Annotated in this window: 23 protein-coding genes; 20 read left to right on the top strand and 3 right to left on the bottom strand. The window is 71.3% G+C overall.

The window, feature by feature from the left end; genetic code table 11:
- Window positions 1-4: 4 nt before the first annotated feature.
- The 10 genes from ADL03_RS11365 (at window position 5) to ADL03_RS11320 (ending at window position 11338) form a co-directional block, all read left to right on the top strand.
- Window positions 5-2491: an RNA helicase gene (locus ADL03_RS11365; protein ID WP_053733336.1), complete on the top strand. Its 2487-nt coding sequence runs from the start codon at window positions 5-7 to the stop codon at window positions 2489-2491.
- A gap of 91 nt (window positions 2492-2582) precedes the next feature.
- Window positions 2583-3116, top strand: coding sequence for a DUF4254 domain-containing protein (locus ADL03_RS11360; protein ID WP_053733335.1), 534 nt, complete (start codon window positions 2583-2585; stop codon window positions 3114-3116).
- Window positions 3080-4258 (top strand): glycosyltransferase family 9 protein, encoded by a 1179-nt coding sequence (locus tag ADL03_RS11355; protein ID WP_157528483.1) that lies wholly within the window; start codon window positions 3080-3082, stop codon window positions 4256-4258. Before ADL03_RS11360 ends, ADL03_RS11355 begins: the two co-directional genes overlap by 37 nt.
- Complete coding sequence (locus ADL03_RS11350; protein WP_157528481.1) at window positions 4255-4932, top strand: hypothetical protein; 678 nt, start codon at window positions 4255-4257, stop codon at window positions 4930-4932. Before ADL03_RS11355 ends, ADL03_RS11350 begins: the two co-directional genes overlap by 4 nt.
- Window positions 4925-6136: an MFS transporter gene (locus tag ADL03_RS11345; protein ID WP_053733332.1), complete on the top strand. Its 1212-nt coding sequence runs from the start codon at window positions 4925-4927 to the stop codon at window positions 6134-6136. The genes ADL03_RS11350 and ADL03_RS11345 overlap by 8 nt, the downstream gene beginning before the upstream one ends.
- Window positions 6137-6492: 356 nt before the next feature.
- Window positions 6493-6780, top strand: a complete 288-nt coding sequence (locus ADL03_RS11340; protein ID WP_053733331.1) for a hypothetical protein — start codon at window positions 6493-6495, stop codon at window positions 6778-6780.
- 313 nt (window positions 6781-7093) lie between these two features.
- Window positions 7094-8011 carry a LytTR family DNA-binding domain-containing protein gene (locus tag ADL03_RS11335; protein WP_082373055.1) on the top strand — a complete coding sequence of 306 codons (918 nt, stop codon included), beginning with the start codon at window positions 7094-7096 and terminating at the stop codon, window positions 8009-8011.
- A complete protein-coding gene (locus ADL03_RS11330) occupies window positions 8008-8409 on the top strand; it encodes a hypothetical protein (RefSeq protein WP_053733330.1) in 402 nt (133 codons plus the stop codon). The genes ADL03_RS11335 and ADL03_RS11330 overlap by 4 nt, the downstream gene beginning before the upstream one ends.
- Window positions 8406-10148 carry a cation acetate symporter gene (locus ADL03_RS11325; RefSeq protein WP_053733329.1) on the top strand — a complete coding sequence of 581 codons (1743 nt, stop codon included), beginning with the start codon at window positions 8406-8408 and terminating at the stop codon, window positions 10146-10148. Before ADL03_RS11330 ends, ADL03_RS11325 begins: the two co-directional genes overlap by 4 nt.
- Before the next feature lie 14 nt (window positions 10149-10162).
- Window positions 10163-11338 (top strand): histidine kinase, encoded by a 1176-nt coding sequence (locus tag ADL03_RS11320; RefSeq protein WP_053733328.1) that lies wholly within the window; start codon window positions 10163-10165, stop codon window positions 11336-11338.
- Between the two features lie 269 nt (window positions 11339-11607).
- Here the strand turns inward: ADL03_RS11320 and ADL03_RS11315 are convergent, their stop codons facing one another.
- Window positions 11608-12363, bottom strand: a complete 756-nt coding sequence (locus tag ADL03_RS11315) for a transposase (RefSeq protein WP_157528479.1) — start codon at window positions 12361-12363, stop codon at window positions 11608-11610.
- Between the two features lie 257 nt (window positions 12364-12620).
- Between ADL03_RS11315 and ADL03_RS11310 the strand changes: the two genes are divergently transcribed.
- The 7 genes from ADL03_RS11310 to ADL03_RS11280 are packed head-to-tail and all read left to right on the top strand — an operon-like array spanning window position 12621 to window position 18395.
- A complete protein-coding gene (locus ADL03_RS11310) occupies window positions 12621-13439 on the top strand; it encodes a metallophosphoesterase (RefSeq protein WP_157528477.1) in 819 nt (272 codons plus the stop codon).
- Window positions 13440-14081, top strand: coding sequence for a 4'-phosphopantetheinyl transferase (locus ADL03_RS11305; RefSeq protein ID WP_053733326.1), 642 nt, complete (start codon window positions 13440-13442; stop codon window positions 14079-14081).
- 34 nt (window positions 14082-14115) lie between these two features.
- Entirely contained in the window at window positions 14116-14859 is a 744-nt protein-coding gene (locus tag ADL03_RS11300) for an amidohydrolase family protein (RefSeq protein ID WP_053733325.1), read from the top strand.
- Entirely contained in the window at window positions 14856-15584 is a 729-nt protein-coding gene (locus tag ADL03_RS11295; RefSeq protein ID WP_053733324.1) for an amidohydrolase family protein, read from the top strand. The genes ADL03_RS11300 and ADL03_RS11295 overlap by 4 nt, the downstream gene beginning before the upstream one ends.
- The gene (locus ADL03_RS11290) at window positions 15581-16795 is read left to right on the top strand and encodes an ABC transporter substrate-binding protein (RefSeq protein WP_053733323.1); all 1215 of its coding nucleotides are present in this window, start codon (window positions 15581-15583) and stop codon (window positions 16793-16795) included. The genes ADL03_RS11295 and ADL03_RS11290 overlap by 4 nt, the downstream gene beginning before the upstream one ends.
- Window positions 16795-17601: a carbohydrate ABC transporter permease gene (locus ADL03_RS11285; protein ID WP_082373054.1), complete on the top strand. Its 807-nt coding sequence runs from the start codon at window positions 16795-16797 to the stop codon at window positions 17599-17601. The genes ADL03_RS11290 and ADL03_RS11285 overlap by 1 nt, the downstream gene beginning before the upstream one ends.
- On the top strand, window positions 17601-18395 hold the full coding sequence (locus ADL03_RS11280; protein WP_082373053.1) for a carbohydrate ABC transporter permease: 795 nt from the start codon (window positions 17601-17603) through the stop codon (window positions 18393-18395). Before ADL03_RS11285 ends, ADL03_RS11280 begins: the two co-directional genes overlap by 1 nt.
- Here ADL03_RS11280 and ADL03_RS11275 read toward each other — a convergent pair.
- The gene (locus ADL03_RS11275; RefSeq protein WP_053733322.1) at window positions 18376-21198 is read right to left on the bottom strand and encodes a BTAD domain-containing putative transcriptional regulator; all 2823 of its coding nucleotides are present in this window, start codon (window positions 21196-21198) and stop codon (window positions 18376-18378) included. The genes ADL03_RS11280 and ADL03_RS11275 overlap by 20 nt on opposite strands.
- Before the next feature lie 258 nt (window positions 21199-21456).
- Between ADL03_RS11275 and ADL03_RS11270 the strand changes: the two genes are divergently transcribed.
- Both ADL03_RS11270 and ADL03_RS11265 read left to right on the top strand, forming a co-directional pair.
- Window positions 21457-21951, top strand: coding sequence for a hypothetical protein (locus ADL03_RS11270; protein WP_053733321.1), 495 nt, complete (start codon window positions 21457-21459; stop codon window positions 21949-21951).
- Window positions 21952-22139: 188 nt separating this feature from the next.
- Window positions 22140-23621 carry a glutamate--cysteine ligase gene (locus ADL03_RS11265; RefSeq protein WP_053733320.1) on the top strand — a complete coding sequence of 494 codons (1482 nt, stop codon included), beginning with the start codon at window positions 22140-22142 and terminating at the stop codon, window positions 23619-23621.
- A 44-nt stretch (window positions 23622-23665) separates the two neighbouring features.
- Here the strand turns inward: ADL03_RS11265 and ADL03_RS45255 are convergent, their stop codons facing one another.
- Window positions 23666-25354 (bottom strand): cellulase family glycosylhydrolase, encoded by a 1689-nt coding sequence (locus ADL03_RS45255; protein ID WP_082373051.1) that lies wholly within the window; start codon window positions 25352-25354, stop codon window positions 23666-23668.
- Between the two features lie 156 nt (window positions 25355-25510).
- Between ADL03_RS45255 and ADL03_RS11255 the strand changes: the two genes are divergently transcribed.
- Complete coding sequence (locus tag ADL03_RS11255; RefSeq protein WP_053733318.1) at window positions 25511-26572, top strand: ATP-binding protein; 1062 nt, start codon at window positions 25511-25513, stop codon at window positions 26570-26572.
- Window positions 26573-26584 lie beyond the last annotated feature (12 nt).

Raw genomic sequence — 26584 nt, 5'->3', positions numbered from 1 at the left:
CGCGATGACTGCACTCACCGACCGGCTCACCTCGATCGCCGACGAAGACGAACTGTTCGACACCTTCTCCGGGTGGGCCGCCGAACGCGGCCTCGCGCTGTACCCAGCGCAGGAGGAGGCGGTCATCGAGCTCGTCTCGGGGGCGAACGTCATCCTGAGCACACCGACCGGGTCGGGCAAGAGCCTCGTGGCCATCGGGGCCCACCTGGTCGCCATGGCCGGCAACCAGCGCAGCTTCTACACCGCGCCGATCAAGGCCCTGGTCTCGGAGAAGTTCTTCGCGCTGTGCGAGGTGTTCGGGCCGGAGAACGTCGGCATGATGACCGGCGACGCCTCGGTGAACGACCAGGCGCCGATCATCTGCTGCACCGCGGAGATCCTCGCCAACATCGCGCTGCGCGACGGCGTCCAGGCCGACGTCGGCCAGGTCGTGATGGACGAGTTCCACTTCTACTCCGAGCCCGACCGCGGCTGGGCGTGGCAGGTGCCGCTGATCGAGCTGCCGCAGGCCCAGTTCCTGCTGATGTCGGCGACGCTGGGCGACGTCACGTTCTTCGAGAAGGACCTGACCCGCCGCACCGGCCGCCCGACCGCCGTGGTCCGCTCGGCGCAGCGCCCGGTGCCGCTGAACTTCCAGTACGTCCTCACGCCGTTGCACGAGACGATCGAGGACCTGCTGCACGGCCGCGAGGCGCCGATCTACGTCGTGCACTTCACCCAGGCCGCCGCGCTGGAGCGGGCGCAGTCGCTGATGAGCGTCAACGTCGCCACCAAGCAGGAGAAGGAAGCGATCGCCGCCCTGATCGGCAACTTCCGCTTCTCCTCCGGCTTCGGCAAGACGCTGTCGCGGCTGGTGCGGCACGGCATCGGCGTGCACCACGCGGGCATGCTGCCCAAGTACCGCCGCCTGGTCGAACAGCTCGCGCAGGCCGGTCTGCTCAAGGTCATCTGCGGCACGGACACGCTCGGCGTCGGCATCAACGTGCCGATCCGCACCGTCGTGTTCACCGCCCTGTCGAAGTACGACGGCACCCGCACCCGCATCCTCAAGGCGCGGGAGTTCCACCAGATCGCCGGCCGGGCCGGGCGCGCGGGCTACGACACCGTCGGCACCGTCGTGGTGCAGGCGCCCGAGCACGAGGTCGAGAACCGCAAGGCGTTGCTCAAGGCCGGCGACGACCCGAAGAAGCGCCGCAAGGTCGTGCGCAAGAAGGCGCCGGACGGGTTCGTGTCGTGGAGCGAGACGACCTTCGAACGGCTCGTCGGCGCCGAGCCCGAGCCGCTGACCTCGTCGTTCCAGGTCTCGCACGCGATGCTGCTGAACGTCATCGGCCGCCCCGGCGGCGGCGCGTTCGCGGCGATGCGGCACCTGCTGGAGGACAACCACGAGGACCGTCCCAAGCAGCTGCGGCACATCCGCCGCGCGCTCGCGATGTACCGCGCGCTGGTCGCCGCGGGTGTCGTGGAACGCGACGACGACGACTTCCGGCTGACCGTGGACCTGCAGTTCAACTTCGCGCTGAACCAGCCGCTGTCGCCGTTCGCGCTGGCCGCGATCGAGCTGCTCGACCGCGAGGCCCCCGGCTACGCGCTGGACGTGCTGTCGGTGATCGAGTCCACCCTGGACGACCCGAGGCAGATCCTGGGCGCGCAGGAGCACAAGGCCCGCGGCGAGGCCATCGGCGCGATGAAGGCCGAGGGCATCGAGTACGACGAGCGGATGGAGCTGCTGGAGGAGGTCACCTACCCCAAGCCGCTGCAGGAGCTGCTGGAGGCGGCGTTCTTCACCTACCGCCGCGGCCACCCGTGGGTCGGCGACTACCACCTGTCGCCCAAGTCCGTCGTGCGCGACATGTACGAACGCGCGATGACGTTCACCGAGTACGTCTCGTTCTACGGCCTGGCGCGCTCGGAGGGCCTGGTCCTGCGGTACCTGGCCGACGGCTACAAGGCGCTGTCGCAGACCGTGCCGGAAGAGGCGAAGACCGAGGAGCTGCAGGACCTGATCTCGTGGCTGGGCGAGCTGGTGCGCCAGGTCGACTCGTCGCTGATCGACGAGTGGGAGAAGCTCACCAACCCCGACGGCTCGGTGCAGGAGGTCCGCGTGGACCAGCCGCCCGCCGTCACCCGCAACACCCGCGCGTTCCGCGTCCTGGTCCGCAACGCCCTGTTCCGCCGCGTCGAGCTCGCCGCCCGCCGCGACTGGTACTCCCTGGGCGAGCTGGACCACGAGTCGGGCTGGACCGCCAAGGCGTGGATGGACGCGCTGGAGCCGTACTTCGAGGACCACTCGGACATCGGCACCGGCCCGAACGCGCGCGGACCGGCGTTCCTGATCATCAACGTCGAGCCGCAGCGGTGGGTGTGCCGGCAGATCTTCGAGGACCCGGCCGGCGACAAGGACTGGGGCTTCAACGCCGAGGTCGACCTCGCGGAGTCCGACGAGCGGGGCGAGGCGGCGCTGACGATCACGGACGTGGGCCGGCTCTGAGCGGGCCGCCGTTTCGATTCGCCTGCTATGTAGGCGGCGTGTAGGGCGTCTCACCACACTCCTTCGTTGAGGCGGAGGAGGTCGAGGCCCGATGCGGGACGGAACGGATGGCGGGTGGCGCATTCCCACCGGCGCGGAACTGCTGGCATCGCTGGGATCGGGCTCGGTGCCCGCCGACAGCACGAGCTCGCGTTTCCTCGAGTGCGCGCACCGGTTGCTGCGGCATCACCGCGAACAGTGGCACAGCGAGGACGAGGTGCGGCGTTGCTACGGCGACGACGGCGTGGTGGCCGCGCTCAAGCGCAAGATCGACGCGATGAACGCCGCCAGGGTGCCCCTGGTCGAGGACGTCGACGACCTGGTCGCCGGGCACGTGCCGCCACCGGCCGACGTCACGCCGATGCACACCGAGACCCTCGGTTCGGTGGTGGACCGCCTGACCATCGCGTTCATCAGGGCCGAGGTGTTCCGCGCTTCCCGGCCGGGCCACGCCCGCCAGCTCCTCGCCGAGCAGCAGCTCGACGAGCTGGCGCACGCCTACGACGACCTCGTCCACGAACTCGCCGCCGGGACGCGCCGGGTGCCGGCGTGGCGGGTCCTGAAGGCGTACGGGAACTCGTGCTGACCGGCTGGCAGGTGGTGCCGGTGCTCTGCTCCCGCGGCGGACCGGTCCGGCTGCCCCGCGAAGCCGCTCCGCTCGGCCGTCGGCTGCCGTACCGGCGGGCACGGGGGGAAGGGCCACCCGGCCCCACCCCGTTGCTCGACCAGGTCCGCACCGCGGGGTGGTCGCTGGAGTTCAGCGGCTGGCAGCAGGACTACCTCGGCGACTTCCTCCTCGGTCTCGCGGCGGCGCAGGCGCTCGCCGAGACGGGCGACCACGACCTCGTCTACCGGGGGCGGCGGTCCGGGCTCATGCGGCGGTGTTCACTGCCTGTCGACGTGGTCCACCACGACGGCCCCGCCTCGGTGTCCACCCGGACCGGCGATCCGGTCCGGGTGATCGCGGGACCTCCGCTGCGGCTGCGCCTGCCGGGCGAGAGCGGACCGCCCCCGCACGCGCCGCTGTGGCTCGATCACGACGACCAGGACGTGGTGGTGCACTCGGCCCTGCCCATGCGCTACTACCTGCAGGTCGAGCAGGCCCTCGGTGTCCGGCTGCGGCACGACCACGCGCCCGCGCCCACCTTCTCGGCTGCCGCCACCGTCCGGCCCCGGCACGTCGTGTTCGTGGCGACGACCAGTTCCCACGACGTGAAGCAGTACGGGTACCGGGGGTTCGCGGCGATCGGCGCGGCCATCGCCGAGCGAGCCGGCACCGACCTGGAGATCACCGTCATCGTCGACCGGCGGTACGTGGCCGAAGCGCGCGCCGCGTTCGCGGGTGTGGCCGAGCCGGTGGTGCTGGCGGGGATCGACGCCGCGGACTGCGTGGAGGTGTTCGCCGGCGCGGAGCTGGTCATCGGCAACGACACCGGGCTCACCCACCTCGCCGCGCTGACCGCCGGGGCGGACGGGGGCGGCCCCGAGGTGATCGGTCTGTACGCCAGGCATTCGTACCGCAAGTGGACGACAGGCGCGGCACGGCACCACGCGGTCTCGGCGCCGCTGGCGCAGATGCTGGCCCTCGCGGACGGCGACCTGTGGCTGGACGACGTCGACGGGGACCTGTGGGGAACCAACGCAACCTTGGGCGTGCTACCTCCGGACGTGATCGCGGAGTTCGCCTGCCTGCTGAAGGGGGAACGATGTTCAGGGACTCGACGATGACGCAAGTGCGGACGAGCTACGACACCGTGTCGGGCTTCTTCCGCGACGTGCGGTCGTTCTACGAGACGGCGGACCTGCGGCTGTCCAGCGGGGAGTACGGGGTCAAGCTGACCAGCGTGAACGGGGTCAAGCTGTTCTCCAGCGTGGACTCCTACCGGCTGCCCGGCCGCGACGGCCACACCGGTGAGCCGGAGGCGGGCGCGTGTCCGTACTACATCTGGTTCCCCACCTGGCTGGGCAGCTTCTACACCGAAGCGTCGGCGATTCCCGCGGCCAACGGCGCGGCGACCAACCTGCTGGCGTTCATCTGGGTGTGGATGGGTACCGACGACGCGTTCGTGGCCGACGTCGGCGGACCGGAGTGCTGGTTCGGGCTCGCGGCACCGTCGGCGCTCGACCGGGCACCGGAGCTGGCCAAGAAGATCTGGAACTTCTTCCGGTTCGAGTGGACCTGCGAGAAGGAGGTCGACGGCTGGCTGACCGGTACGTTCCGGAAGAACACCATCGGCTGCGACCTCGACGGCTCCTGGCTGCTGCGGCGGCTCCCACTGGCCGAGCTGTCGAGCTACTACCAGGTCGAGCGGCTTGTCATCCGCCCGTTGTCCGACGGGTACTTCGCGCTGGCACAGCAGGAGGCCCGTCGCGTCGCCTCCGACGTGCGCGTCCGTGACTGACCGGTACGCGGGCAGGCTGCCGCTGTTCGGCGCGATGGTGATCGATGCACTGGGCAACGGCCTGTTCGCACCGTTCGCGCTGGTGTACGCCCACAAGGTCGTCCCGATGCCGTTGCCCACAGCCGGCATCGTGCTGACCGTGGCGTTCGGCGCGGCCACGCTGGCGCAGCCACTGGTGGGGACGGCGGTCGACCGGTACGGCGCGATCCGCGTCGTCATCGGCGGCAACGCGCTGCTGTTCGCGGGCAGTGTCGCGATGCTCGGCTCCACCGGGCCGGTCCCGTTCGGCGTCGCCGCGTTCGTGTTCAGCCTCGGCGGCCGGGCGTTCTGGGGCGCGTTCACGCCGCTCGTCGGCGTTGTCGCGCGTCCCGGCGAGCTGGAGCAGTGGTTCGGCCGGATCCGCGGGCTGCGCTACGTCGGCTTCGCGGCGGGTGGGGCGCTGTCCGGTGTCGTGCTGAGCTGGGACGAGGTGGGCGGGCTGAGGACGTTGCTGGGGCTCAACGCCGTCAGCTTCCTGCTCGCGCTGCTCCTGTTCGCCGCGGTGAAGGCCCGCGACGACCGCTGGGCGCCTGCCGGGCGCCCAGCGGAGTCCGGCGGGTACCGCACGGCGCTGACGGACTCCGCGAACGTGGTGCTGGCAGGGTTGAACCTGGTCGGCAACCTCGTGGTGATCACGCCTTTGGTGGCTCTGCCCACCTTCGTGCTCCAGCACCTGCGCGTGGGCTCCTGGCTGCCGGGGGTGCTGGTGGCGGCAGGCAGCGCCGTGGTGGCGGTCGCGACGTCGTTCAACCACCTGCTCACCCGCGGCCGGCGCCGGTTGCGCACGCTCCAGCTCTCGTGCGCGACGTGGGTGGTCGCGTTCACACTCGTCCTCCTCGCGGTCCGGTACCCGGCCGCGGCTGTGGCGCTGCTGCTGGTGGCGGTGGCATTGATCGGGTTCGGCGAAGCGCTGTACGTGCCGACCGCCGACACGCTGCCCGCGGTGCTCGCCCCGGCCGGGCACACCGGGCGTTACGCGGCGATGCACCAGCTGGCGTGGGCGGTGTCGGACATGCTGGCGCCATTGCTCGCCGCCACCCTGCTGACGGCGAGTGCCGACGCGCTGTGGCTGGCGCTGGGGGGCGCCTCGCTGGTCTGCCTGCTGCTGTACCGGGGGCTGGAGACGTCGGTCGGTGAGCGCGACGGCATCTCCGGTGCTCCGTGACGGATGACTACCGGAATGTCTTGTACGACCCCGAACAAACGGACTCCGGCCAGCGCCCACGAGAGCGGGCCGGCCGGGCCGGTTAATGCACGAAGAGCAGGATTACCCGCATTCCGCTCCCGCTGAACGTCGAAACCCGGTCCATTTCAGCGCATCGGCATAACCGCTGGCCAGTTGAGACAACAGCCCTGTTGAGACGCGCAATGGGCGGTCATTGACCGGGTGGTCCGGTCGGGGCAACATCATTGCGCCACACCTCCGCGGTCGAGATATGGTGTCGCCCATGGGGGAATTTGTCCGCGCTTGTCCTCAACAGCCGCAGCCGCCCACTGGCGCAGCACAACAGGAGGATTGAAGTGGACCCGGCACTGGACGCGCTGCGCGACCGGCTGGCGGAGATCGTCGCGTCACCGCCGGACAACACCGACGACCTCGTCGACACGCTGAGCGGTCTGGCCAAGCTCTCGAACCAGTGGTCCGAGGCCATCCAGGCGTTGCGCGCACCGACCCGCAGGCTCGTCGGACCCGCCGCGGCCGCCTCCGTGAGCGTGGCCGCCCGCCGCGCGGAGGAGTCGTTCATCGAACTGGAGATCACGCTCGGTGACGCGCTCGCGGCCCACCCGAGAGCGATCCGGCAGCCCTGACGGCCGACCGGCGTGACCAGGCATCTGCACGCTGGGTGATGACACTGTCCCGCTCCGTTCCCAGACGCACCCGTTCGGAGGGTTCCGGCACCTCCTCCCCCTGTCGGATGATGCGCCCGAACGGGCTTTCCGGGGTGGAGGGGGTGGCTGCCGTGCGGACGAGGCGCACCCCGACCCCGGCCGCTGGTCACCCTCCGTGAAAGGGCATGATCGCGTATCCGACGCCCTCGGCTCACCAGGCGCGCGATGACCGAGCGTGGTCCAGTCGCCGCCACGTGAGGATCGGCCGTACACAGTTTGGACTCGATCTCGAATGACCTCAGGTCTGCCGTGCCCCCTGTGCGAGGGACCGGATCGACGTGGCAGCCTCGAACGCTCCCTGCGGGTGCTCGCCGTCGACGACGAGGCCCCAGCGCTGGAAGACCTCACCTACCTGTTGCGCTCCGATCCGCGCATCGCGCACGTGGAAGCGGTCACCGACGCCACCAAGGCGCTGCGGGTGCTGCACCGCGCGATGGACGCCGGACAGCCGCTGGACGCGGTGTTCCTCGACATCCGCATGCCCGGCCTGGACGGTCTCGACCTCGCCCGCGTGCTCTCCCGGTTCGCGCAGCCGCCGCCCGTCGTGTTCGTGACGGCGCACCAGCAGCCCGCGGTGGAGGCGTTCGAGCTCAAGGCACTCGACTACCTGCTCAAGCCGGTGCGGCAGGAACGGCTCGCCGAGTCGGTGCACCGGATCGTGCACGAGGTCTGGGACTCCAAGAACCCCGCCGAACCCGCCGCGGCCGTGCCGGCGCAGCCCGCGAACACCACGCCGCCGGAGGTGGGTGACGAGGTCATCCCGGTCGAGCTCGGCGGCGTCACGCGGTTCATCCGGCTCGCCGACATCCGGTACGTGGAGGCGCACGGCGACTACGCCCGGCTGCACACCGCGACCGGCAGCGGCCTGGTCCGCGCCGCGCTCAACGGCCTGGAGGAGCGGTGGCGCAGCGCGGGGTTCGTGCGCATCCACCGCAGCCACCTGGTCTCGCTGGGCCACATCGACGAGCTGCGGCTGGAGGACGGGCACCTCAGCGTCACGATCGGTGGCGTGGTGCTGCCGGTGAGCCGCAGGCACGCCCGGCACCTGCGGCAGCTGCTGGTCCGCCGCGCCCGCCCGGCGCCGGTGTCCGGTCAGGCCGCGCCCGCCGGTGCCGCGCAGCCGAGGAACGGGCTGGGGTCGTCGTCGTGACGGCGCCGCCACCTGGGGGACCGGCCCAGCGGCCGACCCAGCGCGTGGTGGTGACGAGCCCCCGCACCAGGGCACCGCGGGCGCGCCGGCCGTACTCGGGCACCCGCGAGATCAACGAGCAGAGCGAGCTCGGCGCCGTCTACATGCGCACGCTGATCCGCGCCCAGCGCCGGCTGGGCCTGTCGGTGTGCTTCGTTGTGTGCGGGACCCTCGGGCTGCTGCCGCTGCTGTTCGCCATCGAGCCGGCGCTCGGCAGGGTGCGGGTCTTCGGGCTCGGGCTGCCGTGGTTCCTGCTGTGCGTGGCGACGTTCCCGATGCTGCTGCTGGCCGGCTGGTTCTACGTGCGGCAGGCCGAGCGCAGTGAACGCGAGTTCGCGGAGCTGGTCGAACGTCCATGACGAGTGGTTACGCCGTCGTGGCGGTGCTGGTCGTCGCACTGGGCACGATCCTGATCGGCACCTACGGACTGCGCGTCTCCCGCACGACGTCGGACTTCTACGTCGCCTCGCGCACCGTCTCGCCGTGGTGGAACGCCTCGGCGATCGGCGGCGAGTACCTGTCGGCGGCGTCGTTCGTGGGCATCGCCGGGCTGATCTTCGCCTACGGGCCGGACATGCTGTGGTTCCCGGTCGGCTACACGGCCGGGTACCTGGTGCTGCTGACGATGGTGGCCGCGCCGCTGCGGCGGTCCGGCGCCTACACGCTGCCCGACTTCGCCGAGGCCCGCTTCCGCTCCCGCGGCGTGCGCGCGGTCGCGTCGGTGCTCGCGCTGGCCATCGGCTGGCTGTACCTGCTGCCGCAGCTGGAAGGCGCCGGTCTCACGCTGAACACCGTGACCGGCGCGCCGGACTGGGTGGGCGCGCTGGTCGTCACGGTGGTCGTGACGGTCAACGTGACGTCCGGCGGGATGCGGTCGATCACGTTCGTGCAGGCCTTCCAGTACTGGCTCAAGCTCACCGCGATCACCGTGCCGATCGTGTTCCTCGTCATCGCGTGGCAGGTGCACGGCGCGAAGTCGCTGACCGCGCCGGAGTTCCCGGCGTTCCGGCAGGACACCGAGGTCACGTTCCAGAACCAGACGTCGATCCACGCCGAGCAGTCCATCGTCGTCAAGGGCACCGGTGAGATCGACGGGCAGCGCGTCGAGAACGCCGGCCACGTGCTGACCGCCGGCTACCACCGCATCGGCGCGGGCTCGGAGCTCACGTTCCCGCAGGGCGCACCGGTGCCGCACGTGTCCACGATGGACCACAACACGAACGAGACGTGGTCGCTGCCGGAGTCCAGCGGGCAGCAGTTCCCGTTGTACGGCGCCTATTCGCTCATCATCGCGACGTTCCTCGGCACCATGGGCCTGCCGCACGTGATCGTGCGCTTCTACACCAACCCGAACGGCCCGGCCGCGCGCCGCACGACGTTGATCGTGCTCGGCCTGCTGTCGGTGTTCTACCTGATGCCGCCGATGTACGGCGCGCTCGGCCGGCTGTACACACCCGAGCTGCTGATGACCGGGCAGACCGACGCCGTGGTGCTCGTGCTGCCGACCAGGATGATCGGCGGTCTCGGCGGCGAGCTGCTGGGCGCACTGGTGGCCGGTGGCGCGTTCGCGGCGTTCCTGTCGACGTCGTCCGGCCTGGTGGTGTCGCTGGCGGGGGTGCTGTCGCAGGACGTGCTGCGCCTCGGCGGCGTGCGCGGGTTCCGGATCTCCACGGTGCTCTCGGGTCTCGTGCCGCTCGCGATGACGTTCGTGTCGACCGGCATGCCGGTCGCGGACATGGTCGGCCTGGCGTTCGCGGTGGCGGCGTCCTCGCTGTGCCCGTTGCTGATGCTGGGGATCTGGTCGACCCGGATCACCACCGCCGGTGCCGTCGCGGGCATGCTCGCGGGCGGCGTGCCGGCGTTGACCGCGGGCCTCGTCACGATGTTCGCCGACACCGGCGACGCCTGGTACGAGGCGCTGCTGTCCCGCCCGGCCGCGTGGACGGTGCCGCTCGGCTTCTCGGTGATGTACGTGGTCTCCCTGCTCACCCCGCGGCACCTGCCGCCGGGGGTGCAGCGGACGATGGTGAAGCTCCACGCGCCCGAGAACCTCGGGCTGGACGGCTCCGGCCCGTCGTCGGGCGGCGAGCGAAGCTAAGGGGGTGGGCTGAGATGCACGACTTCCTCACCGCGGCGGCGATCCTGGTCGTCGGCGGAGCGGCGGTGCTGGTGCTGTGGCGGGGCACGCGCACCAGGCAGTCGCTCTCGACCGAGGCCCAGCGCGTCACCTACGAGACCCTGCACACCGCCTGGTCCGCCGCTCCCCCGCTGCGCGCCGGCCTGGTCTCCGATGCGGCGAAGAAGTCGGCACGGCACCTGCGCACCCTGCTCGACACCCCGGCGCTGGCACTGACCGACGAGACCGAGGTCGTGGCCTGGGAGGGCGTGTCCGAACATCACGCCGAGGAGGCCATGGCCCAGGCCGAGGACGTGTTCCACACCGGCCGCACCCAGGCGTTCGACATCGGCTGCACCGAGCCGAACTGCCCGATCAACTGCGCGGTGGTGGCGCCGCTGACGGTCGAGGGCCGGGTCGTCGGCACGCTGGCCGCGTACTCCCGCGAGGCCTCCGCGGGCCTGGTGCGGGCGACGAACCAGGTGGCCAGGTGGGCGGCGGGTCAGCTGGAGCTGGCGGAGCTCGACCGGTCGCGCACCCGGCTGGTGGAGGCGGAGGTGCGTGCCCTCCGCGCGCAGATCTCGCCGCACTTCATCTACAACTCGTTGTCCGCCATCGCTTCCTACGTCCGCACCAACCCCGAGCGCGCGCGTACGTTGCTGCTGGACTTCGCGGACTTCACGCGCTACTCGTTCCGCCGGCACGGCGACTTCACGACGCTGGCCGAGGAGCTGCGGTCGATCGACCAGTACCTCGCACTGGAACGGGCCCGGTTCGGCGAGCGGCTGAAGGTGACCCTGCAGGTGGCGCCCGAGGTGCTGCCGGTGACCGTGCCGTTCCTGTGCCTGCAGCCGCTCGTGGAGAACGCGGTGCGGCACGGGATGGAGGGCAAGGTCGAACCGGGGCACATCCAGATCTACGCCAACGACAGCGGTGCCGAGGCCGAGATCACCATCGAGGACGACGGCATCGGGATGGATCCCGAGAAGCTGCGGCGGACGCTCGCCGGGCAGGTGGACGAGTCGGCGGGGATCGGGCTCGGGAACATCGACGAGCGGTTGCGGCGGGTGTACGGCGACGAGTACGGGCTCGTGGTGGAGACGGCGTGCGGGCTGGGCACGAAGATCACCGTGCGGGTGCCGAAGTACCAGGCGGGCATCAACGGCATGTGAGCGCACGCGGGGCGCTTTCGTGCGCTCCTGTCGTACGAAAGCGCCCCGCGTGGCATCAGCGGGCAGCAGGACCGCAGGGACGTTCGCGGCGCGGTGAGCGGTCAGCGGGTGCCGGAGGAGCGTTCGCGCCGCGATGAGCGGCCGAAGGCGCGATGAGCGGTCCGAAGCGCGATGAGTGGTCCGTCGTCCGCAACGCACGACCGAACGCGAACGCGAAAGCGCCGGAGCCACCCTTCTTCAGGGTGACCCCGGCGCAAGTACGGGTCAGCTCAGCTGGCGGCCTTCGCCGCCCGGCGGTCCGCCGCGTCCAGCACCGCGCGGATCCAGTCGATCTCGTCGGTGCCGCACGCGCCCTCGGCGGCCGCGCGGCGCAGTCGCACCCACAGGCCGAGGTCGGTCCACTCCTGGAAGCGGCGGTGCACGGTCGGCACCGTCACGCCGAACGACGCGGGCAGGTGGCGCCACGCGCAGCCGGAGGAGAGCACGAAGACGATCGCGGTGAACACGGCGCGGTTGCACACGCGGCCGCGGCCACCGCCCTGGCGGCGGACCTTGGCGGGCGGGATCAGGGGTTCGACGACGGCCCACAGGGCGGGGCTGACCAGGCGGGACGAGAGCTGGTCGATGACGTCGCCGCGGCCGGGTTCGCCGGCGCGGTCGGGCCACACGCCGGCGCGCATCCAGGAGTCCTGGCGCGGGGCGGGGGTGTCGGCGGGCCGGGTGTCCTGGCGGGCGGACTCGGCGCGCTGGCGGGAGCGGAGCAGGGTGGCCAGTGCGGTGTCCTCGGCCGTGGGGCGGCGCTGGGGGACGGCGTAGGCCGGGTGCTGCTGGGCGTGGCGGGAGATCTCGGCGCCGACGGTGCGGCGGAACGAGGGTGAGCCGGCCAGGCGCGGGTCCACCGGCTGGCCGTACCGGACGGGTACCTGCCCCTGGCGCGGGGGCACGGGCCGCTGGGGCACCTGACGCTGCGGGACCTGGCGCGCGAGGCGCGGGTCCGGGGTGCGAGCGAACTGGGAGTCGGTCATGGTGTGGTCCTCCGCCAGGACTTTTCCGTCAGGTGACAGCGCTCACAGTAGGAAGCCCGCGGTTGAACGGATAAGTACGTAGGCCATTAACAGCGATGAGCGGGCCGAGGTCGGCGACGCACGGCCCTCCCTGTTGAGACGAGTGGCGCACTGTCTGCGACGAACGGATAACCGGTCGTGCTACTCAAACACGATCGGGTGGTGTTATCGGTTCAGCTCGATCCGCTCGCGTTGACGCCGCGGTTACGGTTCGGGGTGTGAAGCTCTTGGCCACCAGCGATCTGCACGTCTCCTACCAGGACAACCGCGACGTCGTGGCGGCGATCGCCGCACCGGACCCGGCCGACTGGCTGATCGTCGCCGGGGACATCGGCGAGAAGTTCGCCGACATCGAGTGGACCCTGCGGACGCTGCGGCAACGGTTCGGCAGGGTCATCTGGTCGCCGGGCAACCACGAGCTGTGGACCACCAAGGACGACGAGAACCAGTCGCGCGGGGAGATGCGCTACAAGCAGCTCGTGGAGCTGTGCCGCAGCCTCGACGTCATCACGCCGGAGGACCCGTACGTGGTGTTCGACGGCGACGGCGGGCCGGTCACCGTCTGTCCACTGTTCATCGGCTACGACTACTCCTTTCGGCCAGCGGGTGCCACGGACGTGCAGTCCGCGCTCGCCATCGCCCATGAGGCCGGCGTCGTGTGCACCGACGAGTACTTCCTGCACCCCGACCCGTACCCGTCGCGCGAGGCCTGGTGCCAGGCTCGGGTCGAGGAGACGGCGCAGCGGCTGGAGCAGGTCAGCGGGCCGACCGTGCTGATCAACCACTACCCGCTCGTGCGCGACCCCACGTTCGTGCTGCGCTACCCCGAGTTCGCGCTGTGGTGCGGGACGACGGCGACCGCCGACTGGCACACGCGGTTCAACGCGGTCGAGATGGTCTACGGCCACCTGCACATCCCGCGCACGACGACCCACGACGGCGTGCGCTTCGACGAGGTCTCGCTGGGCTACCCGCGCGAGTGGCGGCCGCGCGGCACGACCGGGGCCAAGCTGCACGACGTGCTGCGGGAGGAATAGGTGCTGGAACAACTCCTCCCACCGCCGGTCGCGGCGGTGGAGCGGTTCGACGACGAGCAGCCCGTGGACCTCTTCCCCGAGGAGGAGGCGCTGGTGGCCAACGCCGTGGCGAAGCGCCGCGCCGAGTTCGGCACGGCCCGCTGGTGTGCCCGCGAGGCGATGACGCGGCTGGGGGTCACGCCCGCGCCGGTGCTGCCGGGGCCCAAGCGCGAGCCGCTGTGGCCGGAGGGCGTCGTCGGCAGCCTCACGCACTGCCTGGGCTACCGCGCGGCCGCGCTGGCGCACTCGACCGACTTCCAGACCATCGGCATCGACGCGGAACCGCACGCCGCCGCGCCGGACGGGGTGCTGGAGGCGATCGCGGTGCCGGCCGAGCTGGCCCGGATGGCGGGACTGCGGACGGCCGACCCGAAGATCTGCTGGGACCGGCTGCTGTTCAGCGCGAAGGAGACCACCTACAAGGCGTGGTTCCCGGTCACGCGGCGGTGGCTGGGCTTCGAGGACGCGGACATCACGCTCGACCCGGACGGGACGTTCCACTCGCGGATCCTGCTGCCCGACAGCCCGATCGCGGACTTCCGCGGCCGCTGGCTGGTGCAGGGCGACGTCCTGGTCACCTCGATCGCCGTTCCCGCCGTGTAGGGCGCGTGTAGGGGAGATCAGCAGGCTGCCGGTCATGGTGGCTCCCCTCCCCCTCATACCCGGCGCACGGCAGGAGATCGCGCTCGACGTCGACGTGCTCTTCGGCGCGGTGCCCAGCCGTGACGTCGACGCGTCGATGGACGCCGTCGGCGAGCAGCTCGCCCGGCACGGCATCGCGCGCGGGCTGGTGTGCTCGTTGCGCGGCGGGCTGTTCGACGCGCGCTCGGGCAACGACGAGATGCGCAAGACGACCGAGCAGACCGGTCACGTCGCGGTCGGCACCGTGGACATCCGGGACGCGCTGACCGCCGAGGACGAGATCGCGCGGCTGGCCGCGGAGGGGGTGCGGCTGCTGCGGCTGTTCCCGCCGGAGCAGTGGGTGGAACCGGACTCGCCGGGGCTGCGGCACGTGGTCGGCACGGCGGCCGCCCACGGGCTGGTGCTGCTGACGAGCGGCGACGTCAGCCGGTACTGGCCGGTGTTCACGGGCACGCGGGTGTGCTTCCTGGACGTGCACGCCTACCGGGTGGCGGACTTCGTCCTGCTGGCCCGCCGGGAACCGGGGTTCACCGCCTCGACGCGGATGCTGGTCGGGCCTGACTCGATCGAGCGAATCGCGGGCGAGGTCGGGGCGCACCGCTTGGCCTACGGGTCGCGGGCGCCGATGCACGACGTGATGCCGTCGGCGCTGCGGTTGCGGATGTCCGGTCTGGGCGACGAGGAGTGGCAGCAGGTGGCCGGGGGCACGGCCAGGACGTGGCTGGGGGACGATCAGTGATCATCGACGTGCACGGGCACGCGGGGCCGTGGTTCTTCTCGACGGACGTCGGCGCCGTCGACGTGAACATCAAGCTCATGGACCGCTACGGCATCGACCGGCAGATCGTGTCGGCGTCCGAGGCGGTCACCTACGACATGGTGAGCGGCAACAGGTGGATGGCCGAGGCGCTGGCCGAACAACCACGTCTGCTCGGCTACGTCGTCATCAACCCGAACGAGCTCGACGAGGCGGCACGGGAGCTGGAGCGGTACGCGCCGGCGAAGCGGTTCGTGGGCGTGAAGATCCACACCACGTACCCGGCGCTGCCGCTGACGTCCACGGCCACGCGGGAGGCGCTCGGGATGGCCGCGGCGGCCGGGCTGCCGGTGCTGGTCCACACCTGGGACGACAGCGTGCTGGGCCTGGTGGACGTGCTGGAGCGGTACCCGGCGCTGCGGGTCATCGCGGGCCACATGGGCGGACCGGCGTGGCGGACGGCGGTCGAGGCCGCGACCCGCAGCGACCGGCTCTACCTGGAGCCCTGCTGCTCGATCACCGACCGCGACCGCTTCCGCTACGCGCTGGACCGCGTGCCCGTCGAGCAGATGCTGTTCGGCACCGACAGCACCCTGGTCGACCCGGCGATCGCGCTCGGCGTGGTCCTGGACGCGGACCTGACCGAACTGGAGTACGAGCACGTGATGTGGCGCAACGCGGCCGACCTCTTCGGGATCCCGGCATGAGGCGCTGGCCGGCGGCCGTGCTGGCGTTCGCGCTCACGGCCTGCGGCGCGCCCGTGACCGCGAACGTGGTGACGGTGTGGATGTACCCGATCATCGACGACGAGGCGCGCGGCAAGGCGTTCTGGCGGGAGGTGGAGACCGGGTTCGAGGCCACGCACGACATCGACCTGCGGATCCAGCTCCAGCCGTGGGCCGGCCGGGAGGAGAAGATCGGCACCGCCATGCTGTCGGGCAGCGGCCCGGACGTGGTGCTGCTGCAACCGGACATGATCCCCCAGTACGCGCAGCGGCAGGCGCTGCACCCGGTCGGTGACGTCGTGACCGCGGCCGAACGCGAGTTCCGCCCGTCGGCGGTCACCGCGCTCACGGTGCGCAACGAGGTCTACGGGGTGCCGCTGTACCAGACCGTCACGACCACCGTGTACAACCGCAGGCTGTTCGCCGAGGCGGGCATCACGACGCTGCCGCGCACGTGGGACGAGGTCAGGGCGGCGGCACCGAAGCTCGCTGCGAAGGGCGTGCCGGTGCTCGCCTACTCCGGCTCGGCCCAGGAGACGCTCAACCTCACCTTCTACCCGCTGCTGTGGCAGGCCGGCGGCGCGGTGTTCAGCGCGGACGGCAGGCGCAGCGCGTTCTCCTCACCGGAAGGCGTTGCGGCGCTTCGGTTCCTGGTCGACCTGAAGGCGGCGAACGGGCTGCCCCGCGACGTCACGACCCGCCAGAGCAGCATCAAGGACGACCCGGTGGCCATGGGGCAGGCGGCGATGAGCCACGTCGCGACCGCCGCGCAGGCCCGCAACGTCATGACCGGCATCGGGGCCGGCGACACGGTGATCGGGCTGCCGCTGCAGGGCCGCGTGCGGGCGACGTTCGGGCAGCCCGGCGCGTTGTCGCTGGTGCGCGGCACGAAGAACGCCGCGGCGGCGAAGGAGGTGCTCACCTACCTCACCTCGCCGAAGGTGGTCGACGAGCTCTGCGCCCGGTCGGACTTCTTCGCGCCGTGGACCGACGTGGCGGCACCGGCGGACGAGGTGTCGAAGAGCTTCCTCGACGCGCTGCCCTACGCGTCGGCCGGTGACCCGCATCCCCAGGCGCGCAGGGTGATGAGCCTGCTGGCACCGCACCTGCAGGCCGCGCTGCTGGGCAGGGCCACCCCGGAGCAGGCGCTCGCCGACGCCGCCGCCGAGGTCGACGGGATGCTCGGCGGCTGATGCGCGGCGCGTTCACGACCCTGCTCTTCCTGCTGCCGGTGCTGGTGCTGTTCGGCCTGTTCCGGGTCGTGCCGATGGCGGGCGCCGCCGCGCTGAGCCTCGCCGACCAGGACCCCGGCGGCGGCTGGACGTTCGCCGGCGTGGCGAACTACCGCGACCTCGCGGCCAGCCGGACCTTCCGCACCAGCCTGCGCACGACGCTCGGCTACGTCGCGATCTGCGTGCCGTTGACCGTGCTTGTGGCACTGGGAACGGCGTTGCTGCTCGACCGGGTCACGTGGGCGCGGAGCTGGTTCCGCACCGCGCTGCTCGCCCCGTACGTCACCAGCCTGGTGCTCGCCGCCGTGGTGTGGCGGTGGCTGTTCGAACCGCTGGGCGTGCTGGGCAACCCGTCGCTGGTGCTGCCCGCGCTCGCCGTGGTGAGCGTGTGGAAGGGGTTCGGCTACTCGATGCTGGTGCTGTTCGCGGGTCTGCAGGACGTGCCGCCCGACTGCGTGGACGCGGCCAGGACGGACGGTGCGAGCGCGTGGCAGCGGTTGCGGCACGTGCTGCTGCCGTTCCTGCGCCCGGCGCTGGCCTTCGTCGTCGTGATCGAGACGATCGGCGCGTTCCAGGTCTTCGACACGGTCTACGTGATGACCGGCGGCGGCCCGGTGCAGGCCAGCTACACGCTGGCGTACGCGGTGTACGACTACGGTTTCCGGATGTTCGACCTCGGTCACGCGGCCGCGGCCGGCATCGTGCTCTGGGCGGTGGTGCTGCTGGTGTCGCTGACCCAGCGGCGGGTGTTCGGCCGGGGCACGTGATGCGGTCCCGGTGGCCGGTGGTGCTGCTGGCGGTCGTGACGCTGGTCGCGCTCGCGCCGTTCGTGGTGATGGTGGTGGTCGCGCTGTCCCCGCCCGGCGCGCCGACGCTGCCGCACGCGCTGCCGAGTTCGTTGACGCTGCGGAACTTCGCGGCGGTGCTCGCGGCGGAGGACTTCGCGCGCTGGACGGCCAACACGCTGGGGTACGCGGCGGTGTCGGTGGTGGCCGTGCTGCTGTCGGCGTCGATGGCGGCGTACGTGTTCGCGCGCAAGCGTTTCCCCGGCCGGGACGTGCTGCTGTGGACGATCGTGTCGACGCTGATGGTGCCGTTCCACGCGGTGGTGGTGCCGTTGCTGCTGCTGGTCGCGGCGCTGGGCTGGGTGGACACCTACTGGGGGCTGGTCGTGCCGACGCTGGCCAACGCGCAGGCGGTGCTGCTGCTGCGGCAGTTCATCAGGGCGTTGCCGGGCGAGGTGTTCGACGCCGTGCGGGTCGACGGCGCCGGTGACTGGCGGACGTACTGGCACGTCGTGCTGCCGCTGTGCCGTCCGGTGCTCGCGACGCTCGGGGTGTTCGTGTTCCTGTGGCACTGGAACGACTTCCTGTGGCCGTTGGTGGTCACGAACTCCACGACCATGCGCACGCTGACCCTCGGACTGTCCACGATGGACTCGGGGAAGCTGAGCGTCGCCGAGCTGATGTCCGTGGCCACCGTCACCGCGCTGCCGTGCCTGCTGGTGTTCTGGCTGCTGCAACGGCACCTGGTCAGCGCCATCACCGGTCAGGGGCGCTGAGCCCGGTGCTGTGCAGCGCGGCCCTGGTCCTCATCAGGTGCAGCGGCATGTCGAACCGCTCGAACAGCCGCGACGCCCGCGCGAAGCACTCCCCCGCCTCGTCGAAGCGGCGGTTGCGGTAGGCCACCCAGCCCAGGCTGTAGAGGGTCTCGGCCTTGCCGACGCTCTCGTCCTCCGGTGAGAAGGCCGTCTGCGACCGGGCCATCAGCGCCGCCGACCGCTCCGCGTCGCCCTGCTGGGCGTGGATGGCGGCGAACACGTGCAGCGCCAGCGCCTCGTCACGCGGGCAGGACGCCGCGCGGAACAGGCCGATGGCCTCCATCATGGCGCGCTCGGTCGCCGCGAGGTCGCCGCGCGCGTTGTGGTGCAGGCCGTAGCTGAACAGCACGCACGCCCGCCCGTAGTCGGAGCCCAGCTCGCTGAAGACGGCCAGCGCGCGGTCGAGGAACGCCGCCGCCTCGTCGAGCCGGCCCTGGTTGCGGCGCACGACCCCGAGGCCCTGCAGGGCGAACGCGCCGCCGAACGCGTCGGAGCAGCGCCGGAACCCGCTCACGGCGCGGTCGAGCTGCACGGCGGCCTCGTCGTGGCGGCCGTGGAACAGGTCGACGCTGCCCAGGCCGAGGTGGGCGTAGGCCTGCCCGAGCGCCTCGCCGATGTCGTGGAACAGCCGCTGCGCCTGCTCGAAGTGCGTGCGCGCCTCGCTGAAGCGGTCGCGGTAGAACGCCAGCGCGCCGAGCCCCTGGTGCAGCACCGCCGCGCGCCGGGCCTGCCCCTGCTCGTGCGCGGCGGCCAGCACCAGCTCGTGCGTGTGCCGCCACAGGTCGTAGTGGCTGCGCAGGTCGAACAACGTGGTCAGCACCCCGGCGGTGTCCGCGGCGAGCGCGGTCAGGCCGAGTGCCTGCGCCTGTTCGACGATGGCGACCAGCGCGTCCCGTTCGGTTTCGAGGAACGCCAGCGGGTCGGCGAGCAGCCGGGCGGTGGTGGCATCGGGAAGGCCCGCGTCCTCGACCTCCAGCCGCACCTTGAGGAAGCGGCTCGGCAGTCCCGCCTCCGCCCGCACGGCCAGGTCGAGCCACGCGGTGAAGGCGCGGGTGAGCGCCGTGGTGCGGTCGGGGTCGTCCTGCTGCGCGCGTTCCCGGCCGAAGACGCGCAGCAGGTCGTGGAACCGGTAGCGGCCGTGGCCGGCGGGCTCCAGCAGGTGCACGTCGGCGAGGCCGTCGACGAGCTCCTCCGCCTCCGGCACGGTGACGTCCAGCAGCGGACCGGCCACCCAGCCGGGGAAGTCCGGCACGTCGAGCAGGCTGAGCAGCCGGAACGCCCGCTGCTGGCCGGGCGCGAGCGCCTCGTAGCTCAACGCCAGGCTGGCGCGCGCCTCCAGGTCGTCGATGCTCAGCTCGTTCAGCCGGGTGCCCTCGTCGGCCAGCCGTTCCGCGAGCCGCCCGACCGTCCAATGTGTCCTGCGGGCGAGCCGGGCACCCGCGATCCGCAGCGCCAGCGGGAGGTTGCCGCAGTAGCGGGCCACCGCCCTCGCCGCCTCGGGCTCCGCGCTCAGCCGTGCCTGCCCGGCGATCGAGGCCAGCATCCGCACCGCGTCCGCCGCGTCGAGCACGTCCAGCTGCACGGTGTGCGCGTCGACCAGCTGCACCCGGCTCGTGATCAGCACGGCCGACCCCGCCGTGCCCGGCAGCAGCGGCCGCACCTGCGCCATGTTCGCCGCGTCGTCGAGCACGATCAGCACGGGCCTGGCCGCGAGCTGCGACCGGTAGAGCGCGGCGCGGGCCTCCCGGTCCTCCGGCACGGCGTGCGGGTGCACGCCGCACGCGATCAGCAGCTCCGCGAGCACGGTCGCCGGGTCGCGCGGTGCGTGCGTCCCGCCCAGCCGCACGTAGAGCTGCCCGCCGCCGAAGTGCCCGGCCACCTCGTGCGCGACCCGCACCGCCAGCGTCGTCTTGCCCACGCCCGCCTTGCCGGTGACCACGACGACGGCTCCACCCTGCCCCGTGAGCATCCGGCACAACCGCCCGGTCACCTCGGCACGCCCGGTGACGTTGCCCGCGTCCGGGGGCAGCTGCATCGGCCGCACCACCGCGCCGGCCTCGCCGCGCAGCACCTCCTGGTGCAGGTCCTGGATCTCGCGGCACGGCTCGACGCCGAGTGCCTCGACCAGCACGCCCCGCAGCGCCCGGTAGGTCTCCAGCGCCTCGGCCCGCCGCCCGGTCCGGTGCTGGGCGAGCATCAACCGCCGCCACAGCCCCTCCCGCAGCGGCTGCTCGCGCACGAGCGCCGACAGCTCGGTGATGAGCCCCTGGTACTGCCCGGCCGCGAGCCGCGCGTCCGCCCAGTCCTCCCGCGCGGCGGCGACCACCTCCTCCAGCCGCACGACCTCGGTCTCCAGCCACCCGGCCCGCGGCACGTCCTCCAGCACCGCGCCCCGCAGGCAGCGCCACGCCTCCTGCCAGAACGCGACAGCCTTGAGCGCGTCCCCCTCGCCGAGTGCTCTGCGCGCCTGCTCGACGGCCGCCTCGAACCGCGCGCTGTCGAGCTGGTCCGGCTCCACCAGCAGCCGGTACCCGCTGCTGTCCGTGACGAGCAGCCCCGCCATGCCGACGTCCGCGAGCGCGCTGCGCAGGCGGTTGACGTGCGTGTGCACGTTCGCCACCGCGCTCGCCGGCGGGTTCTCCCCCCACAACGCGTCGACGATGCCGTGCAGGCTGACCGGCTTGCTCGCCCGCACCAGCAGCGCGGCGAGCAGCGTGCGCTGCTTCGGCCCGCCCAGCTTCACGGGCTTGCCGTTCCGCGTCACGCACAGCGGTCCCAGAACTCCGAAACGAGCGATGTTCCCCAAGGCTCCCCACCCAGCCCTTGTCGCTGACTACGCACGGTAGCACCGTGCACACGGGCGGACGCCAGACCAAGAAAAGGCCAAAAAGTTGACAACTGGCAACCACCCGTTGTCCAGGACCGGCTGTAGAAGGCGTGTAGATGCGGTGTAGACGCGCTCAATAGCTTTCTCCCCGGTCGCGGAAATGCATCCGTGATCAGCACCACGAGGGGAACCGAAATGGAAATCAGGGGAATCGTCCGACGGATCACCGGCGCCGGAGCGGTGGTCGCGGCCACCGCCGCCATGCTGCTCGGCGGCGTGTCCGGTGCGGCGACGGCGAACACCGGGGCGGGCGAGGTCACGGCCGCGGTCACGTACCTCAACATCAAGCACGCGAGTGCGCGCACGTGTCTGGACTCCAACGCCGCGGGCGCCGTGTACACCCGCGTCTGCGAGTCGGGAAACCGCAACCAGCAGTGGGACAACTCCACCCTGGGCAAGTTCAAGAACGTCGCGACCGGCCGCTGCCTGGCGTCGACCGGCAGCGCCGTGCTCACCCTGGGCGCGTGTTCCGACACCAGGACCAACTGGACCACCACGTCCGGGTCGCCGAAGTACATCAAGAACGTGAACTACGGCATCTGCGCCCACAACAACGGCGGCAACGGCGAGGCCGTCGGTCCGGCCGCCTGCGCGTCGGCCACGCGGTGGAGCACCCTGGCCGCGGCCTGATCTCCCGACGGCGGGATCGCTGACGTCCGGCTTGTGGAAGTTCTGAGCCGGAGCGGGACGGCGGGTCGTCGCCCAGGGCGGCCCGCCGTTCGGCGTCCCGGCCGGCACCGAACAGCTCCCACGGGTGTCGGATTGATCAACCATGGTGCAGAGTGGTGAGGTGTTCCCTCGACCGCAGGGAGGCCACCATGGGCGAGGACGTCGCGAAGCACGAGTTCACGCGTGAGGACCGCACGCGGTACCGGACCAAGGTGCGGCGCTGCCTCGACGTGTTCGCACGGATGTTGCGCGAGGCGCGGTTCGACTTCGAGAGGCCGATGACCGGCCTGGAGATCGAGATCAACCTGATCGACGAGCAGGGTGATCCGGCGATGAAGAACCACGAGGCGCTGGACGTCATCGACGACCCGGACTTCGTGACCGAGCTCGGGCAGTGGAACATCGAGATCAACGTGGCGCCGCGGCGGCTGGCCGGGGGCGGGATCACCTCGTTCGAGGAGACCGTGCGGCGCAGCCTGAACTCCGCGGAGCAGAAGGCGCGCGAGGTCGGCGCGCACATGGTCATCAACGGCATCCTGCCGACGCTGCGGTCCAGGCACATCGCGCCGGACCTGCTGTCGGGCAACCCGCGGTACGCGCTGCTCAACGAGCAGGTGCTGGCGGCGCGGGGTGAGGACCTGCAGATCTCGATCGACGGGGTGGAGCGGCTGCACCTGACGGCGAGCTCGATCGTGCCGGAGGCGGCGTGCACGAGCACGCAGCTGCACCTGCAGGTGAGCCCCGAGCAGTTCCCGGCCTACTGGAACGCGGCGCAGGCCATCGCGGGCGTGCAGGTGGCGGTCGGGGCGAACTCGCCGTTCTTCCTGGGCAAGGAGCTGTGGCGGGAGACGCGGATCGCGTTGTTCCAGCAGGCCACCGACACCCGCGGGGACGAGCTCAAGGCGCAGGGCGTGCGGCCGCGGGTGTGGTTCGGGGAGCGGTGGATCAACTCGATCTTCGACCTGTTCGAGGAGAACGTCCGCTACTTCCCCGCGTTGCTGCCGATCTGCGACGACGAGGACCCGCTGGCGGTGCTCGACAAGGGTGACACGCCGGCGCTCGGCGAGCTGAAGCTGCACAACGGCACGATCTACCGGTGGAACCGGCCGGTGTACGACGTGGTGCGGGACCGGCCGCACCTGCGCGTGGAGAACCGGGTGCTGCCCGCGGGGCCGACGATCGTGGACACGCTGGCCAACGCCGCGCTGTACTTCGGGCTCGTCAGGGCGCTCGCGGAGGACGAACGTCCACTGTGGTCGCAGATGAGCTTCCAGGCCGCGGAGGAGAACTTCAACGCCGCCTCCCGCAACGGCATGGACGCGCAGATGTACTGGCCCGGCGTCGGCACCGTGCCGGTGGTGGAGCTGGTGCTGCGGCGCCTGCTGCCGCTGGCCCACGAGGGGCTGATCCGCTGGGGCGTCGACTCGGCGGAGCGCGACCGGCTGCTGGGCATCATCGAGCAGCGCTGCCTGAGCGGCGTGAACGGCGCGACCTGGCAGGCCCGCGAGTTCCACCGGCACTACGACCACACGCACCTGGACCGGGCGGACGCGCTGCGCACGATGCTGCGGACCTATGTGGACCTCATGCACGCCAACGAACCCGTGCACACCTGGCCCATCACGCCGTGAAAGGGGCGTGGCCGACCACGCCCCTTCCACTCACCTCACCGGGTTCAGCTCGTCGGGAAGTTGTCCGGCGTGCGGACCCGGTCGCGCACCCAGACACCGGCCGGCTTCAACACACCGGTGCCGCTGAAGGAGCTGCCGGAACAGGTTCCGGTCTTGAACACCGCGCCCGACCTGAAGTCGTCGGAGAAGTTCCAGTTGGCCCAGGAAATCTTCTTGCGGGCCATCAGGTCGACGTACTTCTGCGACATGGTGAAGTCGTTCGGGCCGTCCCCGCTCGCCTCCTGCGTGCCGAACTCGGTCACGAACACCGGCACCCGGCTGGACACGCGGTCCAGCGCGGCGAGGTGCCCGTCCCTGTGGTCCTTCGCGTAGAAGTGGAACGAGTACATGAAGTTCGAGGCGTTGACCGGGTTGTCGAGGACGACCGAGGGGTCCTCTCCATCGGAGTAGCCGAACGTCGACCAGGCGTGCGTGCCCGCGACGATCAGGCTGTCCGGGTCGATCGCGCGGATGACCGGGATCATCTCCTCGGCGTAGGTCTTCACCCGCGACCACGACACGTTGTTCGGCTCGTTCGCGATGTCGTAGATCAGGTTCGTCTTGTCCTTGTGGCGCTCGGCGATCTCCCGGAAGAACGTCTTCGCCTTCGCGGTGTAGACGTTCGGGTCACCGGGGTCGAGCTGGTGCCAGTCGATCAGGACGTAGATGCCGCGCCGGGTGGCTTCCTCGATGTAGCTGTGCATGAGATCGGTGAAGTAGCGCGGGTTCGTCTCGTAACCGTCCTCACCCGCGGCGACGTACATGGCGACGCGGATGAAGTCCGCGTTCCAGTCGTTGACGAGCGCGTCCCACCACGCGGACTTGTTGCAGCCGTTGAACCACTGGATGCCGTGCGTGCTCATGCCGCGCAGCTGGATCGGCTTGCCGTACTGGTTGCACAGCTGCACGCCGCACACCCGCAGCTGGCCGTTGATCTCGGCCGGGCGGGTCCCGCCGGGGGTGCCGGGCTGGGTCCGCACCGTGACGGCGTTCGAGGTGGCGGACAGGTTGCCCGCCGCGTCCCGTGCCCGCACGGTGAAGGTGTACGAGGTGTCCGGCGTCAGGCCGCTCACGGTGTGGGTGGTGCCGGTCGCGGTCTGCCCGCTGGACAGCACGTAGCCGGTCACGCCCACGTTGTCGGTGGCCGCGTCCCACGCCAGCGACACCGAGGACGCCGTCGTGGCGGTGGAGCGCAGGTTGCCGGGGACCGTCGGGGCGGCGGTGTCCGGGGTGCCCGACTGCGCGTCGACGTCGACGCGGTCCAGGTTCGGGCCGCCGTTGGCCGTCGTCGCGACTGTCTTGATCTTGTTGGTGCCCGCGGTCAGGGTGACCGTGGTGCCGCGGGTCGCCCAGGACGTCCACGCACCGGTGCTCGGGAACGAGAACCCGTTCGCCACCGGCGAGCCGTTCACCGAGATGTCCATGGGCCGGTCGGCGGTCTGGCCGTTCGCGAAGCGGAACGTCAGCGTGGCGGGGCCGGCGGCGGCCGCGGTCACGGTGAACTCCACCGAGCTGCCGACCTCGTTGTCGTAGTTGACGAAGCCGGAGCCGGTGTAGCCGGCGTGGTTGGACTCCACCAACCCGTTCGAGATGGTCGCGCTCTCCGCCTGGTACTGGACCGGGGCGGCGACCGCGACCGCGGGGACGGCCAGCGCGAGAGCGGCCGGGACGACTACGAGCAGGGATCTGGCCACAGGGTGCCTCCTGTGCAGAGGGGACTGCAGGGCGCGGCGGCGATTTAGTTAGGAAGCTTTCTTGTCAGTTGTGTCCTGAATCACAGCACCAGTCGACCGCCCGTGTCAACAAATTCGGGCGACCGGAACCAACCGGATGGGGCATCCTCACCACCGATGCGATCCACAGTCACCGTGACACCAGCACAGCTCCCGGAGGTGCTGCTGCACGTCGCCGTCGTCCGGCCGGTCTTCCTCTGGGGAGCACCGGGTATCGGCAAGTCCTCGCTCGTCCGCGCCTTCGCGGCCGAGCTGGGCCTGGAGTGCGTGACGTTGCTGGGCACGCAGCTGGCCCCCGAGGACCTCATCGGCGTGCCGGAGCTGGTCGGCGGCCGGTCCCGGTTCGCGCCGCCGGAGTCGATCGCGCGCCAGGACCCGTACTGCCTGTTCCTCGACGAGCTCAACGCGAGCAGCCCCGAGGTGCAGAAGGCCTTCTACTCGCTGATCCTCGACCGCCGCATCGGTTCCTACGAGCTGCCGAAGGGCTCGATCGTGATCGGCGCCGGCAACCGGGCCGTCGACAACGCCCTGGCGCGGCCGATGGCGTCCGCGCTCGTGAACCGCATGGTCCACGTGCACCTCAGCGCGTCCGCGAGGGACTGGCTGGTGTGGGCGCGGGAGAACGGCATCCACCCGTGGGTGCTCGACTACCTCGTCCAGCGGCCCGACCACCTGTGGAGCGCGGCGCCGAAGGTCGAGGAGACGTTCTCCACGCCGCGCGGCTGGCACATGCTCTCCGACGCCCTGCACTCGTTCGGCGACGACGTCTCCGAGGAGATCATCGGCGTGCTGGCGTTCGGCACGGTCAGCGCGAACCACGCGTCGATGTTCAAGGCGTACGTCAAGACCGTGCGGCACGCGTACGGGCTGGAGGCCGTGCTGCGCGGTGACGTGCGCTGGCCGAGCGCCCCGCAGGACCGCGACCTGCTCTACTTCCTGGCCGAGGCGTTCCGCGCCCGGCTGGTGAAGGAGCTGCCGCACGACAAGGCGCACGCGCCGGCCGCGGGCAAGCAGCTCGCGCACCGCGGCAAGGCGCTGCTGCTGGAGCTCGCCGAGCTGTCGCTGGAGATCGCGCAGATGGTGATCGCGGCCGACGACGACGGCAACCCGGTGCTGCCCGCGTGGTTCCTCGTCGAGGTGACCCGCGACCTGCCCCGGCTGGTCGCGGCACGGGCATGACCGGTCCCCTGC

It is taken from the genome of Nocardia sp. NRRL S-836 (assembly GCF_001279525.1).
Taxonomy (GTDB): domain Bacteria; phylum Actinomycetota; class Actinomycetes; order Mycobacteriales; family Pseudonocardiaceae; genus Lentzea.
This window is presented reverse-complemented; position numbering and strand designations above follow the sequence as displayed.